Origin of the sequence: Yoonia sp. TsM2_T14_4 (assembly GCF_049602355.1) — a bacterium.
Taxonomy (GTDB): Bacteria; Pseudomonadota; Alphaproteobacteria; order Rhodobacterales; family Rhodobacteraceae; genus Yoonia; species Yoonia vestfoldensis_A.
Genome location: NZ_CP187137.1, coordinates 1,446,377 through 1,463,216, shown reverse-complemented (window position 1 = coordinate 1,463,216; position 16,840 = coordinate 1,446,377). Strand labels below are relative to the sequence as shown.

Sequence of the window (16,840 nt, the reverse complement as noted above, 5' to 3'; positions counted from 1 at the left end):
GGTCAGTTTCCGCCGCCCTTGAACATCCGCGCATCGGCCGCCGCCTTGCGGATGGCGTTGGATTTATGGACGGTTTCTTGATATTCCGCCTCTGGGTCGCTGTCATAGACAACGCCGCCACCGGCCTGAATATAAAGCTTTTCATCCTGCAAAACGGCGGTGCGCAGCGCGATGCACATATCCATATCGCCACCCGCGCTGAAATAGCCGCAACCGCCGCCGTAGACACCGCGCTTTTCGGGTTCCAATTCGTCGATGATCTGCATTGCACGGACCTTGGGCGCGCCTGATACGGTGCCTGCGGGCATACCGGCAAAAAAGGCGCTTAATGCGTCCTGATCATCGGCCAATTCGCCCACCACGTTGGACACGATATGCATCACATGGCTGTAGCGTTCGACGATGAATTGTTCCGTCGGGCGGACAGAGCCAATTTTTGACACCTTGCCGGTATCATTGCGGCCCAGATCCAGCAGCATCAGATGTTCGGCCAGTTCCTTTTGATCCGCCAGCAGATCGGCCTCGTTCGCATCATCCTCGGCAGGGGTTGCCCCGCGCGGACGCGTCCCTGCGATGGGGCGGATCGTGACCTCGTTGCCGAACACGCGCACAAGGATTTCGGGGCTGGCTCCGATCACCTGAAACCCACCAAAGTTGAAAAAGAACATGAACGGCGACGGGTTGGTGCGGCGCAAGGACCGATAAAGCGCGAAAGGCGGTTCGCGGAATTCCTGTGTCCAGCGTTGCGATGGCACCACCTGAAAGATGTCACCGGCGCGGATATAATCCTTGGCCTTTTCGACCGCCTGCAAATAACCTTCATGCGTGAAATTCGACACCGGCGGCGCGACAGGTGCCGGATCTGCCAAAGCGCGGCTGTGCTGGGGCAGCGACCGGTCCAGCGCGCGCTGCGCATCCATGACCCGTTCGGCGGCTTGCGCATAGGCGGCTTTGGCCGACAGGTCAGCCCGGACATAGGCGGGGGCGACAAGGATCACATCGCCCTTGACCCCGTCCAGCACTGCCACGACCGAAGGGCGCAGCATGATCGCATCGGGCAGGCCCAAGGGATCGGGGTTCACATCGGGCAGATGTTCCACCAGCCGGATCATGTCATAGCCCAGATAGCCAAACAGCCCCGCCGCCGCCGCAGGCAGACTGGCTGGCAGGTTGATCCGCGATTCGGCTAAAATCGCGCGCAAGGCGTCTAATGGGGCGGCCGGCATCACCTCGAAAGCATCGGCATCGAAACGGGCAGAGCGGTTGACGCGCGCTATGGTGCCGCGACAATCCCAGATCAGATCAGGGTTCATCCCGATGATCGAATAGCGCCCCCGGATTTCACCGCCTGTCACGCTTTCGAGCATGAAGGCATTTGTGCCCGCCTCGGACAGTTTCAGCATCAAGGAAACCGGCGTGTCCAGGTCGGCGGCGATCCGCGTATAGACCACCTGGTTTTCACCCGCGTCATAGCTGCGGGCAAAGCTGTCATAATCGGGCAATAATGCCATGGCGCACCTATTGAAGCTGGGCGTTGACCGCGTCAACGGTGGCCTGGTTGATCGTGATGCGCGTGGCCTGCTGGACCGCTTGCACATAGGCGTCAAACAGGTCCTGCGCGATGCCTGCGGCGATAGAAGCGGATATCGACGCGCGCTGCGCGGCCTGATCGGTCGCGGTGGGGTCGGCGTCGGTGATGGCATCCAGCCGCACGATCAGCGCCCCGTTGCCTGCGTCCACGACGCGGGCTTCGCCGGGGGCAAGCGCAAAGACAGCGTCATTGAACCCTTCGGGCATGCCTTCGACAAAGCTGCGGCGGGTCAGGTTGGATTCCACACGCGGGGTCATGCCGAGAGCGGCCAGATCGGTGTCGGCAGTCAGGTCGGCGGCGATTTCGGCCGCGCGGGCCAGCACGGCATCCTGCTGCGCCTGCAGCTGCCAGCGGGCGGCGACATCGGCGCGGATATCCTGCAGCGGCGGCACGCGCGCAGGCGTCACACTGTCCAGACGCAGCGCAAAAACGCCGCCATCGGACAAAACTTCAAGCGCGGGAAATGCGCCTTCGCTCAGGGCTTCGGCAGCGGCGCGGAAATTGTCATAGGCGGCGATGCCATCGGTGACATCAGGTGTCCAGCTGATCTGGCCCAGCACCAGATCGGTGCGCTCTGCCAGATCCTCGAGCGTGGCGCCACCGGCCAAAAGATCGGTGATCCGGTCGAAATCATCATTGATGACGCTGCGGGCGGCCTCGGCGGCCAGTTCGGCGCGCAGATCGTCAGAGGCTTCGTCCAATGTGACCTCTTGCGCGTTCAGCACCGCATTGACGCGAAACAGCGCCGCGCCCAGCGAGGTGGGGAATGGCCCGACCACATCGCCGGGTGTGGCGGTGAACACCGCATCAGCGGTGTTGGCGGGCAATTCATCACGGCCCAGATCGCCCATGTCCACATCGGCCAGCGTCAGCCCGCGTTCCGTGACCAGCGCGTCGAATGTTGCATCCCCCGATGCCAGACGGCCGCCCGCGAGCTGTGCGGCAGCCGGATCGGCATAGTTCAGCCGTTCAACAAGCCGGCGTTCGGGCTGCACGAAATCTGTGATCCGGTCCTGATACAGGGTTTCAATCGCCAGATCGGTGACCTCCATCTGGTCCTGGATCATCGCGGGGGTCATCCAGGCATAGGTAATCTCGCGCGCTTCGGGCAGCAGGAATTCATCGCCGTTTGCCTCGTAAAAGGCGGTGATATCAGCGTCGGTTGCACCGGGGACCGGGGCGGTCAGCATATCGGCACTGACGCGCAGCAGGGTCACGTCGCGGGCTTCGGCCACATAGCGGACCAGCGCATCGGCAGGGGCGGCAGCCCCCGGCACGCCGCTGACAATGGCGGCTTGCAACAGGGTGCGGGCCAGATCCTCGCGGATTTCAGCCTCGAATTCGGATTCACTCTGCCCGGATTGCTGCAAGACTAGGCGGTAGGTGTCGCGGTTGAACCCGCCCGCGCTTTGAAAGGCGCCGATCGCGCTGATCCGGTCGAAGACGGCCAGATCACCGGCGGAAATCCCCATTTGGGCGGCTTCGTTGTCCAGCGTGCGGGTCTGCACCACCTGTGACAGGGCCTGCCGGTCGATCCCGAAAGCCTGCGCCTGCTGGAACGAAATCTGCGTGCCGAATTGCGCAGAGAGCGCGCGGATCTGCTGGTCCAGCGTGCGCTGGTAGGCTGCGACGGTGATGTCCTTGTCCCCGACTGTGCCAAGCGTGCGGATATTGCTTGTCAGGCCGCCGGTGCCAAACCCCGCCAGCCCGACCAGCACCACGCCAACGATGATCCATGCGCCGATCTTTGTCTTTTTCTTTTGTGCCATGCCATCGCTCCGCCTGAATTATCGCGTCTGAATAAGGGGCGCGGCCCTTGGGTGCAAGGGTCAGACCGTGACCTTGGCCAGCCTGTCGAACAGCGTGGCGATCCCCGCGCGGTCGATATTGGCAAAGGCGATGCGCAGCTGGCGTTCGCCCGCGGGCATATCGTCGGGCATGAACATGGTGCCGGGCAACAGCAGGATGCCCGCATCCGCAACCAAGCTTTGCGCCAGATCGGCCGAGGAGGTCGCAAAAGGATGTTCCAGATAGGCGAAATAGGCCCCAACCCCCAGCAGCGACCAGCCCTTGGCGGCGAGTTGCGGGAAATGATCGGTGATCACGGCGCGCCGGTCGAGGATTTCGGCGCGCTCGCCCGCCAGCCAGTCCGACAGGTTCTGCATCCCCCAAAGTGCGGCGCGCTGCCCGATCTGGTTGGGGCAGATTGCGACGGTATCAAGGAATTTCTCGATCTCGGCCATGCGCATAGGATTGGTCAGCACCGCGCCAATACGGTGGCCGGTCAGCCGGTAGGCCTTGGAAAAGGAATAAAGCTGGATCAGCGTGTCATCCCAGGCCGGATCGCTGAACAGGTCATGCGCAGCACCCGTGCGGCTGTCGAAATCGCGGTAGGTTTCATCCACGATCAGCGCGATGCCCTGCGCGCGCGCCAGATCCATGAAGGCGCGCAAGGTGGCGGCGGGGTATTCCACACCGCAAGGATTGTTCGGGCTGACCAGCACGATGGCGCGGGTGCGATCGGTGATCAGCGCCGCAGCCGCATCCGCTGTCGGCACCATATCTTCGCCGCAAACCAGCGGCACCGTGGTCACACCCGCCATATCGAGCCACATGCGGTGGTTGAAATAATAAGGCACAGGCAGGATCACCTGATCGCCTTCGCCACAAAGGGCTGCGATGGCGGCGGCGAAGGCCTGATTGCAACCCGAGGTGATGCCGACCTGGCCTGCGTTTATGCGCCCGCCATAGGCCGCAGACCATTGCGCAGCGATTTCATCACGCAGCGCGGGCAGGCCCAGAACCGGACCATAGAGATGGGCATCCGTATCCTGCATCATGATGCGGGCCACGGCCTCGCGCAGCGCCAGCGGGGGTGCCATGACCGGGGCGGCCTGGCTGACGTTGATCAGCGGCCTGTCGGCGGGATGCGTCACCCCGTCCAGCCAGCGCCGCGCCGCCATCACAGGCGGGGTGAAGGTGGCGGCGGTGCGGGATTTTGGCATGGACGGTCCAGACGGGTTGCGCCGAAAAACTTTTGGGCCTCCGGCGGGGATATTTAAGCTCGAACGATGCGGTGATCAGTCCTTGCCGCGATAAGGTTCGACATATTGCAGCGCCATGTCCCATGGAAAGAAAATCCATGTGTCCTGCGATACTTCGGTGATGAAGGTCTGGACCTGCGGGCGGCCTTTGGGTTTGGCATAGACCGTTGCGAAATGCGCTTTTGGGAAAAGCGCGCGCACCAGTTCCAATGTCTTGCCACTATCAACCAGATCATCGACGACCAGAATACCAGTGCCATCGCCCATCAGCGCGGCGTCGGGCGCTTTGAGCACGCGGGCTTCGGATTGGTTCTGGTGGTCATAGCTTTTCACGCTGATCGTATCCACGGTGCGGATATCAAGCTCGCGCGCCACGATCATCGCAGGCGCCATGCCGCCACGGGTGATTGCCACCACCGCGCGCCATGCGCCGTCATCGGGGCCTTGCCCATCGAGCCGCCAGGCCAGCGCGCGGCTATCGCGGTGAATCTGGTCCCAGGAAATGTGAAAGCCTTTTTCATGCGGTAAACGGTCGGTCATCTGCTTAGTCCTTTGTGATATCTGGCGCATCGACGGCCTTCATGCCGACGACATGATAGCCTGCATCGACATGCAACACTTCACCGGTGACAGCGCTGGCCAGATCCGACAGCAGGTAAAGCGAGGATTTGCCCACCTCGTCCTGCGTCACGGTGCGCCGCAGGGGAGAATTATATTCGTTCCATTTCATGATATAGCGGAAATCGCCGATGCCCGAGGCTGCCAGCGTCTTGATCGTGCCGGCGCTGATCGCGTTGACGCGGATGCTTTTCTTGCCCAGATCCTCGGCCAGATAGCGCACAGAGGCCTCTAATGCGGCCTTGGCCACGCCCATCACGTTGTAATGCGGCATCACCTTTTCCGCGCCGTAATAGGTCAGCGTCAGGCAGGAGCCGCCATCTGTCATCATCTTTTCCGCGCGCTGGACAACGGCGGTGAAGGAATAGACCGAGATATCCATCGACATCAGGAAATTGGACCGGCTGGTATCGACATAACGGCCGCGCAATTCGTTCTTGTCGGAAAATCCGATGGCATGGACCACGAAATCAAGCTTGCCCCATTTCGCCTCGAGCGCCGCGAACAGCGCGTCGATCGACGCCTCGTCGCCCACGTCACAGGGCAGCACCGTGTCGGAGCCGACCGATTGCGCCAGCGGATCGACGCGTTTTTTCAGCGCCTCGCCCTGATAGGAAAATGCAAGTTCCGCTCCGGCATCGGCGCAGGCCTTGGCTATGCCCCAGGCAATGGATTTGTCATTCGCAAGCCCCATGATCAGCCCGCGCTTGCCTTGCATCAATTGTGAGGTCATCAGAGCACCCTTTAAGATTTGTTTCACGGTCCCTAGCACGGTCGCCCGCCGGTTGCCTAGATGCCAGCAGCGTGCGGTCTATCCCTTAAAGCGGTTGATACTGGTTGTTTTTGATCCTAAGCCTATCGCTTGGGGCATGGGGGAGATCGGCAATGTCTGATCGTGCTGGTATTTTTGCGGGTGAAGACCCTTTTGTTATTGCGCAGCAATGGCTGGCGTCGGCTGCGCAAACGGAGCCATCGGATCCGAATGCAATCGCCCTGGCCACTGTCGACGCCGCGGGTCTGCCGAATGTCCGCATGGTTCTGTTGAAAGAGATTGAACCGGAGGCCTTTGTTTTTTACACTAATTACGAAGGTCGCAAGGCTGTCGAGATTGATGCGTCGGGCAAGGCGGCATTTGTCATGCACTGGAAATCGTTGGCGCGGCAGGTCCGCGTCCGCGGGCTGGTGACGCGCGAAGACGGGCCGGTCGCGGATGCCTATTATGCAACCAGATCGCTGCCAAGCCGGATCGGCGCTTGGGCATCACGGCAATCGCAGCCGCTTGAAACGCGTGGCGCATTGATGGCAGAGGTCGCAAGAAAGACCCTGCAACTGGGACCAAATCCGGCGCGGCCGCCATATTGGGGTGGCTTCCGGATCACGCCGCTTGAAATAGAGTTCTGGGCAGATGGCGCTTTTCGTCTACATGACCGGTTTCGGTGGTCGCGAGAGACAAAAGACGACAATTGGAAGATCACCCGCCTAAGCCCCTAAGGGCCTGGCGATCAGATCGGCCCATATCAGCCCGGCCTTGGCCATGTGATATGCGGTGGAACGAAAAGTATACGGGCGTAGTGCGGGACGAGTGCCGCGTCAAAAGGAAGAGAAGATGGAAACGCTAGAGACCGCCTACCTTCGGCGGGTGCAAGGTCAGGTAAAGTGGTTTGATCCGACAAAGGGTTTCGGATTTGTTATTGCAGAGCTGGGCGGTCCAGACATCTTGCTGCATGCCAATGTGCTGCGCAATTTCGGGCAGGGGTCGGTCGTTGATGGATCGCGCATCGACCTGATGGTGCAAGACACCCAGCGCGGCCTGCAGGCGGTCGAGGTGATCTCGATCACGCCGCCACATGCGGATGCGGCATTACCGTTGCGCGATATGTCGGATTTCACGCCAGAGGACATCGCCAAACGGCCGATCGAGCCTGCCCGCGTCAAATGGTTCGACAAGGCCAAGGGATTCGGTTTCGCCAATGTGTTCGGCAGTTCGGACGATGTGTTCATCCATATCGAGGTCTTGCGCCGGTCCGGTCTGTCCGACCTGCAATCAGGCGAGGCGATTGGCCTGCGTCTGGTCGATGGCGAACGCGGGCGCATGGCGATCGACATTGTCGGTTGGGAAGCTGCGGCAAAATGAAGTCTCTGATTCTTGCGCTGGTTCTGGGGATGGCGGCTCCGCTGGCCGCCGCTGCCTGCGCCGAGGACCGCGTGACGATTCGGGGCAATTGGGGGCAGGCGACATTTACCGTCGAAATCGCCGATACCCCCGCGACCCGCGCGCAAGGGTTGATGCATGTCGAAACCATGCCACGCATGGCGGGGATGCTATTTGTCTATGAACGCCCCCAGGCGGTCAGTTTCTGGATGAAAAACACCCTGATTCCGCTGGATATGATCTTTGCCAGCCCGCAGGGCGAAATCCTGCGGGTGCATGAAAACGCGGTGCCGGGCGACCTGACCCCGATTCCCGGCGGCGACGGGGTGCAGATGGTGCTCGAGATCAATGGCGGGCTGGCCGCGCGGTTGGGAATTGCTGCTGGCGATATCATGCAGCACCCTGCTTTCGGGGCTGACGCAATTTTAGCTTGTCGCGAAAAGACCGACAGTTAGGGCTTTTCAAATCGGTTGAGGGGGGCTAAAGACAGCCTCGGTTCGGGGCGTAGCGCAGCCTGGTAGCGCATCTGTTTTGGGAACAGAGGGTCGGGAGTTCGAATCTCTCCGCCCCGACCATAAATCCAAGTTTTGTGAAATCGTAGCAATTGCCCTCGGGCTGTTGCTTTGGCGTTGCATGCGCTGCTGGCCGCCCAAGACTGGTGCCGGTCTGTGGATAATTCATGCCACAGGACAGAATTCACCGCTAAGTCAAAAGAGACAAAGACTTTCTTTGCAGCGCTTCGTGTCGGGGGGCTGTGGGTCGTTTGGTGGGTGAATCATCCGCCTGTTTTCGACGCACCCCCGTCGCTGCGCGTCAATCGAAAAAATCTGCATTTGGTGTTAAAAAAACGTTGACCCACTAGGTATAGATGCGCCACTTTAATCAAGCCGCCCAGACACCACCATATGTCGCGTCGGCGTGGGGACGACCAATTAACTAAGTACCAGACTGGAATGTGTTTCCAAACAGACCGTGCATCGTACGGGCTGCGCCGGTTTGCTTGGTGAAATCGCCCTTTCAGGCGGCGCTGTGCAAATGGTGCTTAACAAATACGGGCTGCAACGACGGCCATCCAAAAGGGGCAGAGACATGAAAATCGAACGGAATTTCACGACCGAAGGCGCGGATGCTTATGCAGCGCTTGCGTTCAAGACCACGACCTCTGAGATCCGCAATCCGGATGGCACCATCGTATTCAAGCTCGATGATTGCGAAATTCCCGCAAGCTGGAGCCAGGTCGCATCCGACGTGATCGCGCAGAAGTATTTCCGCAAGGCCGGCGTGCCGTCTGCGACCACAAAGGTCAAAGAAAAGGGCGTGCCAGAATTTCTGTGGAAATCCGTTCCAGCCAAAAACGCGACATTTGGCGGTGAAATCAGCGCCAAGCAGGTGTTCGACCGTTTGGCGGGCGCCTGGACCTATTGGGGCTGGAAAGGCGGCTATTTCACGACCGAACAAGATGCGCGTGCCTATTTCGACGAAATGCGCCACATGCTGGCCAGCCAGCGCGCGGCCCCCAACAGCCCGCAGTGGTTCAATACCGGTCTGCATTGGGCCTACGGCATCGATGGTCCCGCACAGGGGCATTATTATGTCGATTACCAGACCGGCGAGCTGACCAAATCGACATCCAGCTATGAACATCCGCAGCCGCATGCCTGTTTCATCCAATCCGTCGCTGACGATCTGGTCAACGAAGGCGGAATCATGGACCTGTGGGTGCGCGAAGCCCGCCTGTTCAAATATGGCTCTGGCACTGGCACCAACTTCTCTTCCCTGCGGGGCGAGGGCGAAAAACTGTCCGGCGGTGGTAAATCATCCGGCCTGATGGGTTTCTTGAAAATCGGTGACCGCGCTGCCGGTGCGATCAAATCGGGCGGCACAACACGCCGTGCGGCCAAGATGGTCATCGTCGATGCCGACCACCCCGATATCGAGGAATTCATCAACTGGAAGGTGATCGAAGAACAAAAGGTGGCATCCATCGTCGCTGGTTCCAAGATGCACGAACGCTATCTGAACGCGATTTTCGCGGCGATCAAATCATGGGACGGCGAAGAAATTGCCGCCTATGACCCCAAGACCAACGAAACACTGGCCGCCGCTGTGAAAGACGCAAAACGCTCGGCGATCCCAGAGACCTATATCAAGCGCGTGCTGGATTACGCCAAGCAGGGCCACACCAGCATCGAATTTCCGACCTATGACACCGATTGGGATTCCGAAGCCTATTCATCCGTGTCTGGCCAGAATTCCAACAACTCGATTCGCGTGACCGACGCCTTCCTCAAAGCTGTTGAAAACGACGAGATGTGGAAGCTGATCAACCGCAAGAACGGTGAAGTCGCGAAAATCATCAAGGCGCGCGATCTGTGGGAACAGGTGGGTCATGCCGCTTGGGCCTGTGCCGATCCGGGCATCCAGTACCACGACACCGTCAACGCATGGCATACCTGCCCCGAAGATGGCGCGATCCGCGGATCGAACCCCTGTTCGGAATACATGTTCCTTGATGATACGGCCTGTAACCTTGCCTCGATGAACCTGCTGACGTTTTACAAGGACGGGCAGTTTCAGGTCGAAGATTACATGCACGCCACCCGTCTGTGGACCGTGACGCTGGAAATCTCTGTGATGATGGCGCAATTCCCGTCCAAGGAAATTGCTCAGCGGTCCTATGATTTCCGCACGCTGGGTCTGGGCTATGCCAATATCGGCGGTTTGCTGATGAATATGGGCTTTGGTTATGACAGCGCCGAAGGCCGCGCCATGGGTGCTGCGCTGACCGCGATCATGACCGGCGTATCCTATGCGACATCTGCGGAAATGGCAGGCGAATTGGGCGCATTCCCTGGCTATGCCAAGAACGCAAAACACATGCTGCGCGTCATCCGCAACCACCGCAACGCGGCCTATGGCAAGACGGATGGCTATGAAGCACTGGATGTGAAACCCGTACCACTGGATCATGCCAATTGCCCTGACGACCGTCTGGTCAAACTGGCCGTGGAAAGCTGGGACGAGGCGCTGCGCCTGGGCGAGGCGCATGGCTATCGCAACGCGCAAGTCTCGGTCATCGCGCCGACCGGCACGATCGGTCTGGTGATGGATTGCGACACAACCGGGATCGAGCCTGATTTCGCATTGGTCAAGTTCAAGAAACTGGCCGGTGGCGGGTATTTCAAGATCATCAACCAATCGGTGCCGGCAGCACTCGAAAAGCTCGGCTACGGTTCGGCCCAGATCGAGGAAATCATCGCCTATGCAGTCGGTCACGGCTCAATGGGGCAGGCGCCTGCGATCAACCACACGTCGCTGATCGGGCATGGTTTTGGTCAGGCGGAACTCGACAAGGTCGAAGGTGCGTTGCGCTCGGCCTTTGATATCCGCTTTGTGTTCAACCAATGGACGCTGGGGGCGGATTTCTGCACCAAAACGCTGGGCATCCCAGAGGCAAAGCTGAACGATCCAACCTTCGATCTGCTGCGCCATCTTGGCTATACCAAGCAGGATATCGAGGCGGCCAATGATCACGTCTGCGGAACCATGACGCTGGAAGGCGCGCCGTTCCTGCGCGAAGACCATTATTCGGTCTTCGATTGTGCCAACCCCTGCGGCAAGAAAGGCAAGCGTTATCTGAGCGTTGACAGCCATATCTATATGATGGCGGCGGCGCAGTCGTTCATCTCGGGCGCGATTTCCAAGACGATCAACATGCCCAATGACGCGACGATCGAGGATTGCCAGAAAGCCTATGAGCTGTCGTGGTCGCTCGGCGTGAAAGCCAATGCGCTCTACCGTGACGGATCGAAACTGTCGCAGCCATTGGCATCAGCGCTGGTCGAGGATGATGACGACGCGCGCGAAGTGCTGGAAAGCGGCAACCACCATGAAAAGGCCGCCGTTCTGGCCGAAAAGATCGTGGAAAAGATCATCGTCCGCGAAATCCGCAACCGCGAACGCGAAAAGATGCCGCAGCGGCGCAAAGGCTATACCCAAAAGGCCATCGTCGGCGGCCACAAGGTCTATCTGCGCACCGGCGAATACGAAGGCGGCAAGTTGGGCGAAATCTTTATCGATATGCACAAGGAAGGGGCCGGTTTCCGCGCGATGATGAACAATTTCGCCATCGCCGTGTCCGTCGGCCTGCAATATGGTGTGCCGCTCGAAGAATTCGTCGATGCCTTCACTTTCACCAAGTTCGAACCCGCAGGCATGGTACAGGGCAACGACAGCATCAAGAATGCGACCTCGATCCTGGATTACATCTTCCGCGAATTGGCGGTGTCCTATCTCGACCGGACGGACCTCGCGCATGTCAAACCCGAAGGCGCGTCGTTCGATGATATCGGCCGTGGTGAAGCCGAAGGCGTTGCCAACGTCCGCACGCCCAGTGAAAACGCCGCCTCGCGCTCGCTCGAGGTTCTCAAACAGATTTCCTCGACTGGTTATCTGCGCAAACGGATGCCACAGGACCTGATGGCGCTGCAAACCGGCGTCAGCTCTGCGGCGCTGGTCAGCGGCACGGCGACAATGACAGCCGTGGTGGCGGAAACGGCCACCCTATCGGCCCGCGACAAGGCCAAGATGCAGGGCTATGAAGGCGAAGCTTGCGGCGAATGTGGCAATTACACGCTGGTGCGCAACGGCACCTGCATGAAATGCAACACCTGCGGCGGAACCAGCGGCTGTAGCTAAGCCCGTTTCGTAAAAAAACCCGCCGCCCCTCAAGATTATCCTTTGGGGGCGGCGTTACGCTGTGGTCTTTCAACTTCTCTTTTCCAAAAATACTCAGGCGCGACCGCGTGGAATATCAAACCCCGGGTCCGCCAGCGTGAAACCGGCAAAATCAAACCCCGGCGATACGGTGCAGCCGACCAGCGTCCAGTCACCCGTGCTGCGCGCCGCCTGCCAATGCTGGTCCGGCACGATGATCTGCGGCAGCTGCCCCGCAATCAAATCAGGCCCCAGCACATGATCCACCGCAGGGCCTGCATCATCGGGCGACAACGACAGCACCAGCGGCGCACCGGCGTAATAATGCCAAATTTCAACAGCATCGACACGGTGCCAATGGCTGCCGGCGCCGGCCTTCAGCAGGAAATAAATGCAGGTGCCGACCGGACGGCCCGCGTTTTGCGCCACCCATGTCTGGCGGTAAAAGCCGCCTTCGGGATGCGGGGCCAATTGCAGATGGGCGATGATGTCGTCGGCGGTCATGGGCGGGCCTTTACTGGATGTCGGGGGCAAGATCGTAAAACAAGCGGGCCGAGATGGCGCTGGTCAAGGATATTTCGCTGACCCTGTCGGTGCCGGTAACCAGGCCACGGTCGCGCCGGTTTCGGCGGAATGCGGTGATCCCATCGGTGGCGCGGCAATAAAGCCAGTCGCCACGCCGCGCCCGCGCGCCGCCTTGGCGGAAATTACCGCTGTTGATCGGCGACAGCCATAATGCGGGGCCAAGCGCGTCGAAAAGAGCGTCACTGTCAAACCAGATCAGCGCAATCTCGTTGTCACGCCTGATACTGTCGACAAAGGCGCGCCCCTTGTGGGCGGGCCAAAAGAACACGCGCCCATCCAGCTGGCGTGCCCAGCTGGTCGCGTCATGGCCGTCGATGATGCTGTTGGCGGCAGCCAACCCCTGCAAAATCGGCAGCTGATGGTTCAGCCGCGCGCTGGTGCTGTCGGGCAGCGTCAGCAAAACGCGGTCGCGGCGCAGCGCCAGCGTGGCAGGATCGCGCCGCGCCTTTTGCGCCAGCAGGGCAGGCGGCATCAACCCGTTCAGATGGATGCCCGCCAGGTTGCTGCGCGCGGTGCAATGCAAAAGCTGTGGCCCCACGGCCCGCAGAAATGCGGCGCGGGCCGTCATGGCGTGATCGTGTAGGGTGGGATCAAACCCACCTTACCGCAGGATGCTGCGACCGGCATAGGTGGCTGTTTCGCCCAAGGCTTCTTCGATCCGGATCAGCTGGTTGTATTTCGCCAGACGGTCAGAGCGTGACAGCGACCCGGTCTTGATCTGGCCGCAATTGGTCGCAACGGCGAGGTCGGCAATGGTGACATCCTCGGTCTCGCCTGATCGATGCGACATCACATTGGTATAGCGCGCGCGATGCGCCATATCGACGGCTTGCAGCGTCTCGGTCAGGGTGCCGATCTGGTTGACCTTGACCAGCATGGAATTGGCGCAGCCACGTTTGATGCCTTCGGCCAGACGGGCAGGGTTGGTGACGAACAGATCATCACCGACCAGTTGGACCTTGTCACCGATCATGTCGGTCAGCAGTTTCCAGCCATCCCAATCATCTTCGGCCATGCCGTCTTCGATGCTGATGATCGGGTAATCCGCGGCGAGTTTTGCCAGATAGGTGGCATTCTGTTCGCTGGACAACGAGGCCCCTTCGCCCGCCATTTCATATTTGCCGCCCTTGTAATATTCTGTCGCGGCGCAATCGAGCGCCAGATAGATATCGGCACCGGGCGCATAGCCTGCTTTTTCAATGGCTTTCATGATGAAATCCAGCGCCTCGCGGGTTGATCCTATGGCGGGGGCGAAACCGCCCTCATCGCCGATGCTGGTGCTGAAACCTGCGGCTGACAGTTCCTTTTTCAGCGTGTGGAACACTTCGGACCCCATGCGCACAGCCTCGCGGATATTGCTGGCGGCGACGGGCATGATCATGAATTCTTGGATATCAATCGGGTTGTCGGCATGTTCGCCGCCGTTGATGATGTTCATCATCGGCACGGGCAACATGCGGGCAGAGGTGCCGCCGATATAGCGATAAAGCGGCTGGCTGGTGAAATCGGCAGCCGCTTTCGCCACGGCCATCGACACGCCGAGGATGGCATTGGCCCCAAGGCGCGATTTGTTCGGCGTGCCGTCCAGTTCGATCATCGACATGTCGATGCCAACCTGTTCGGTGGCGTCAAACCCAAGGATCGCTTCGGCGATTTCGCCGTTCACGGCAGCGACCGCTTCCAGCACGCCTTTGCCCAGATAGCGCGATTTGTCACCGTCGCGGCGTTCGACCGCCTCATGCGCGCCGGTGGATGCCCCCGATGGCACGGCGGCGCGGCCCATGGTGCCGTCTTCCAGGATCACATCGACTTCGACCGTGGGGTTGCCCCGGCTGTCGAGGATTTCGCGGGCGTGGATGTCGATGATCGTGGTCATGAAAGGCTCCTTTGGAAGCGATGTTAGCGGTATCAGTGTGTCTATATCGTGGCTTCTGCCACAAGGGAAGCGCGGCGCATCCGGGCCTCGCGCCAGAGCGTGAAGATGCCGGAGGTGATGATGATGGCCGCCCCGGCCAGCGTTGCGGCATCGGGTCTTTCGCCAAGCACGACAAATCCGATTGCCAGTGCAAAGATCATACGGCTGTAACGAAAGGATGAAATCACGCCGGCATTGCCAAAGCGGGTGGCGGCGATAATCGACAGATAGGACATCACCCCGATAAAAACCCCTGCCAGCACCAGCGCCCAGGTGCCTGCATCCGGCTGGACCAGCGGTTCGCCCGGCGCGATCATCAGCACAAGCGAGGCGGGCAGCACGAAGGCAAAGGCATGGATGCCCAATTGTACCCCCGACAGCGTGACATGCAGCGCGCGTGTCAGCAGATCACGCGACGCCAGCGCCAGCATGCCTGCAACAGCCAGCAGCGTGGCGGGGTTGAACCCGTCCAATCCGGGGCGGATGATCAGCAGCACCCCGCCAAAGCCCACAATGATCGCGATCCAGCGCCGCCAGCCGATGCTTTGCCCCAAAAACAGCCCCGCACCCATCGCCACCACCAAAGGTGTCGCCTGAATGACCGCCGATACTGTGGTCAGTGGCACCAGCGACAATGCCAGCGAAATCAGGCAGGTCCCGACCACTTCGCACAGGCTGCGCAGGATCACGCGGGGGTTGCGGTAATCCGTCTGCCACAAAGGGATGCGTTGCACCAAAGACCAGCCCAGAAGCAGCGCCAGAATACCGATGCTGATCAGCGCCAGCGCTTGGCCCACGGACATGGATTGCGACAATACCTTTATCGTTGTGTCAAGCAGCGCGAAACAGAACATCGCCAGCACCATGAAGGCTGCACCGCGCAGGTTTTCCAAAGCTCAGTGGTCCTTTTTCTTCACAGGCAGCCCGTAGAGTTCCAGCCGATGCCCCATCAACCGGTACCCTAGCTTGGCAGCGATGCGTTCTTGCAGCGCCTCGATCTCGGGATCGACAAATTCGATCACTTCGCCGGTGTGCATGTCGATCAGATGGTCGTGGTGGTCGCGGTCTGCGGCCTCGTATCTTGCGCGGCCGTCGCCGAATTCGTGTTTTTCAAGAATGCCCGATTCCTCGAACAATTTGACGGTCCTGTACACTGTCGCCAGCGAAATGCGCGGGTCGACAGCCACGGCGCGGTTGTACAATTCTTCGACATCGGGATGGTCATCGGCAGATTCCAGCACGCCCGCGATGACCCGGCGTTGGTCGGTCAGGCGCAGGCCTTGTGCCTCGCAGCGGGAAAGGATGGTATCTGTCATGCGCAGTCCGGATATTCGTCTGTTCCCGTCTTAACGGCCGATCCATGCGCTGGCCAGACGTGATTGCCCATCACAGCCATGGCACCTTGATCCATGTACCACCCAACTGGCGGATCACGGCCCCCGTGCCGATCTTGAACCGTGCAAGGCCGGGGCTGTTGTGTGTATCGACGAGCCCCAGATCAAGCCTGCAATAGCCTTTTGTGGCATGGTCGCAGGCGGCGGCGATCAGGATCTTGTGATGCGCGCCGCACTGCCGCCCTGCATCGGATGTCCAGCCAAGGTGATAGGTGATGACCGGTGCGTGCCGCAAGAACAGCATTGCCGCGATAGGTGCGCCAGCCTGTGCTGCCGTATAGACCACAGCAGCATCGCGCCCCGTCGCGGCAAAGGCCGCGATCAGCGCATGGGGCAGAGCGCGGTAGCGCGCGCGGCGTTGTTGCGTATGTTCGGCCTGTAGCAGCCAGCTATGCGCGCGCGCGCAAAACGGCGCTGTTGTCAGCGTCAGATCGCCCGCCTTGCGCCATGTCGCGCGCCATTTGGGATGAAGCCGCGCCAGAATATCCCCGTCCAGCGGCATTTCGGCCACCGAGGCCGCGCTATGCGTCTGCCGGAACCCCGCCTGTCGCAACGCGGGATCTGGCATTTCGGCGTTGAGCAGGTGCAGCCGCGCCTGCCGCAAGGCGGCGATACGCTGTTGCGGCGACGTATCAAGGTCGAACACCGGCCCGCGCGAGGCGAAACGAATGCCCCAGCGCTGTACAATCTGCAAGCTGCCCCCCTGCGGCAGGGCCATGCTGCGCGTCACCACCCCCAAGGCGGACAGGGCGGCGGCAAAACGCGGATGCTGTTGCAGCGGATAGGGGCGGCTTTTCATGACTTGGTTAAGACATCAGATACCTA

General features: G+C 60.3%; 15 protein-coding genes and 1 tRNA gene. 5 read left to right on the top strand and 11 right to left on the bottom strand.

The window, feature by feature from the left end:
- Positions 1 to 2: 2 nt before the first annotated feature.
- The 5 genes from trpE to fabI all read right to left on the bottom strand — a co-directional run bounded on the left by trpE (position 3) and on the right by fabI (position 5,986).
- Entirely contained in the window at positions 3 to 1,511 is a 1,509-nt protein-coding gene (trpE, locus tag ACPF9B_RS07185) for an anthranilate synthase component I (RefSeq protein WP_424180275.1), read from the bottom strand.
- 7 nt (positions 1,512 to 1,518) lie between these two features.
- Positions 1,519 to 3,360: a peptidyl-prolyl cis-trans isomerase gene (locus ACPF9B_RS07180; protein ID WP_424180273.1), complete on the bottom strand. Its 1,842-nt coding sequence runs from the start codon at positions 3,358 to 3,360 to the stop codon at positions 1,519 to 1,521.
- Positions 3,361 to 3,420: 60 nt separating this feature from the next.
- Positions 3,421 to 4,596 carry an aminotransferase gene (locus ACPF9B_RS07175; RefSeq protein ID WP_424180271.1) on the bottom strand — a complete coding sequence of 392 codons (1,176 nt, stop codon included), beginning with the start codon at positions 4,594 to 4,596 and terminating at the stop codon, positions 3,421 to 3,423.
- Between the two features lie 75 nt (positions 4,597 to 4,671).
- Positions 4,672 to 5,175, bottom strand: a complete 504-nt coding sequence (gene gpt / locus ACPF9B_RS07170) for a xanthine phosphoribosyltransferase (RefSeq protein ID WP_007204570.1) — start codon at positions 5,173 to 5,175, stop codon at positions 4,672 to 4,674.
- A gap of 4 nt (positions 5,176 to 5,179) precedes the next feature.
- Positions 5,180 to 5,986 (bottom strand): enoyl-ACP reductase FabI, encoded by an 807-nt coding sequence (gene fabI / locus ACPF9B_RS07165; RefSeq protein WP_424180269.1) that lies wholly within the window; start codon positions 5,984 to 5,986, stop codon positions 5,180 to 5,182.
- 152 nt (positions 5,987 to 6,138) lie between these two features.
- Between fabI and pdxH the strand changes: the two genes are divergently transcribed.
- The 5 genes from pdxH (at position 6,139) to ACPF9B_RS07140 (ending at position 12,103) form a co-directional block, all read left to right on the top strand.
- Positions 6,139 to 6,744 carry a pyridoxamine 5'-phosphate oxidase gene (pdxH, locus tag ACPF9B_RS07160; protein WP_007204572.1) on the top strand — a complete coding sequence of 202 codons (606 nt, stop codon included), beginning with the start codon at positions 6,139 to 6,141 and terminating at the stop codon, positions 6,742 to 6,744.
- A 115-nt stretch (positions 6,745 to 6,859) separates the two neighbouring features.
- Positions 6,860 to 7,387 (top strand): cold-shock protein, encoded by a 528-nt coding sequence (locus tag ACPF9B_RS07155; protein WP_007204573.1) that lies wholly within the window; start codon positions 6,860 to 6,862, stop codon positions 7,385 to 7,387.
- On the top strand, positions 7,384 to 7,860 hold the full coding sequence (locus tag ACPF9B_RS07150; RefSeq protein ID WP_424180266.1) for a DUF192 domain-containing protein: 477 nt from the start codon (positions 7,384 to 7,386) through the stop codon (positions 7,858 to 7,860). The genes ACPF9B_RS07155 and ACPF9B_RS07150 overlap by 4 nt, the downstream gene beginning before the upstream one ends.
- A gap of 43 nt (positions 7,861 to 7,903) precedes the next feature.
- Positions 7,904 to 7,980 (top strand) — tRNA-Pro (locus ACPF9B_RS07145).
- Positions 7,981 to 8,494: 514 nt separating this feature from the next.
- Positions 8,495 to 12,103, top strand: coding sequence for a vitamin B12-dependent ribonucleotide reductase (locus ACPF9B_RS07140; protein WP_424180264.1), 3,609 nt, complete (start codon positions 8,495 to 8,497; stop codon positions 12,101 to 12,103).
- 93 nt (positions 12,104 to 12,196) lie between these two features.
- Here the strand turns inward: ACPF9B_RS07140 and ACPF9B_RS07135 are convergent, their stop codons facing one another.
- From ACPF9B_RS07135 to ACPF9B_RS07110, 6 genes are all read right to left on the bottom strand, one after another.
- Positions 12,197 to 12,625 carry a cupin domain-containing protein gene (locus tag ACPF9B_RS07135; RefSeq protein WP_007204576.1) on the bottom strand — a complete coding sequence of 143 codons (429 nt, stop codon included), beginning with the start codon at positions 12,623 to 12,625 and terminating at the stop codon, positions 12,197 to 12,199.
- 10 nt (positions 12,626 to 12,635) lie between these two features.
- Complete coding sequence (locus ACPF9B_RS07130) at positions 12,636 to 13,274, bottom strand: DUF7002 family protein (protein WP_424180262.1); 639 nt, start codon at positions 13,272 to 13,274, stop codon at positions 12,636 to 12,638.
- Between the two features lie 33 nt (positions 13,275 to 13,307).
- Complete coding sequence (eno, locus tag ACPF9B_RS07125) at positions 13,308 to 14,582, bottom strand: phosphopyruvate hydratase (protein ID WP_007204578.1); 1,275 nt, start codon at positions 14,580 to 14,582, stop codon at positions 13,308 to 13,310.
- 41 nt (positions 14,583 to 14,623) lie between these two features.
- Positions 14,624 to 15,514: a DMT family transporter gene (locus ACPF9B_RS07120; RefSeq protein ID WP_007204579.1), complete on the bottom strand. Its 891-nt coding sequence runs from the start codon at positions 15,512 to 15,514 to the stop codon at positions 14,624 to 14,626.
- Between the two features lie 3 nt (positions 15,515 to 15,517).
- Entirely contained in the window at positions 15,518 to 15,937 is a 420-nt protein-coding gene (locus ACPF9B_RS07115; RefSeq protein WP_007204580.1) for a Fur family transcriptional regulator, read from the bottom strand.
- Positions 15,938 to 16,007: 70 nt separating this feature from the next.
- Positions 16,008 to 16,814, bottom strand: coding sequence for a GNAT family N-acetyltransferase (locus tag ACPF9B_RS07110; protein ID WP_424180259.1), 807 nt, complete (start codon positions 16,812 to 16,814; stop codon positions 16,008 to 16,010).
- Positions 16,815 to 16,840: the final 26 nt, after the last annotated feature.

Excerpts from the sequence above, each read along its gene's own strand:
- ACPF9B_RS07150 (WP_424180266.1), top strand. The coding sequence starts at position 7,384 with ATGAAGTCTCTGATTCTTGCGCTGGTTCTGGGGATGGCGGCTCCGCTG.
- eno (WP_007204578.1), bottom strand. The coding sequence starts at position 14,582 with ATGACCACGATCATCGACATCCACGCCCGCGAAATCCTCGACAGCCGG.
- ACPF9B_RS07180 (WP_424180273.1), bottom strand. The coding sequence starts at position 3,360 with ATGGCACAAAAGAAAAAGACAAAGATCGGCGCATGGATCATCGTTGGC.
- trpE (WP_424180275.1), bottom strand. The coding sequence starts at position 1,511 with ATGGCATTATTGCCCGATTATGACAGCTTTGCCCGCAGCTATGACGCG.
- ACPF9B_RS07140 (WP_424180264.1), top strand. The coding sequence starts at position 8,495 with ATGAAAATCGAACGGAATTTCACGACCGAAGGCGCGGATGCTTATGCA.
- ACPF9B_RS07110 (WP_424180259.1), bottom strand. The coding sequence starts at position 16,814 with ATGAAAAGCCGCCCCTATCCGCTGCAACAGCATCCGCGTTTTGCCGCC.
- gpt (WP_007204570.1), bottom strand. The coding sequence starts at position 5,175 with ATGACCGACCGTTTACCGCATGAAAAAGGCTTTCACATTTCCTGGGAC.
- ACPF9B_RS07130 (WP_424180262.1), bottom strand. The coding sequence starts at position 13,274 with ATGACGGCCCGCGCCGCATTTCTGCGGGCCGTGGGGCCACAGCTTTTG.
- pdxH (WP_007204572.1), top strand. The coding sequence starts at position 6,139 with ATGTCTGATCGTGCTGGTATTTTTGCGGGTGAAGACCCTTTTGTTATT.
- ACPF9B_RS07135 (WP_007204576.1), bottom strand. The coding sequence starts at position 12,625 with ATGACCGCCGACGACATCATCGCCCATCTGCAATTGGCCCCGCATCCC.
- ACPF9B_RS07115 (WP_007204580.1), bottom strand. The coding sequence starts at position 15,937 with ATGACAGATACCATCCTTTCCCGCTGCGAGGCACAAGGCCTGCGCCTG.
- ACPF9B_RS07155 (WP_007204573.1), top strand. The coding sequence starts at position 6,860 with ATGGAAACGCTAGAGACCGCCTACCTTCGGCGGGTGCAAGGTCAGGTA.
- ACPF9B_RS07175 (WP_424180271.1), bottom strand. The coding sequence starts at position 4,596 with ATGCCAAAATCCCGCACCGCCGCCACCTTCACCCCGCCTGTGATGGCG.
- fabI (WP_424180269.1), bottom strand. The coding sequence starts at position 5,986 with ATGACCTCACAATTGATGCAAGGCAAGCGCGGGCTGATCATGGGGCTT.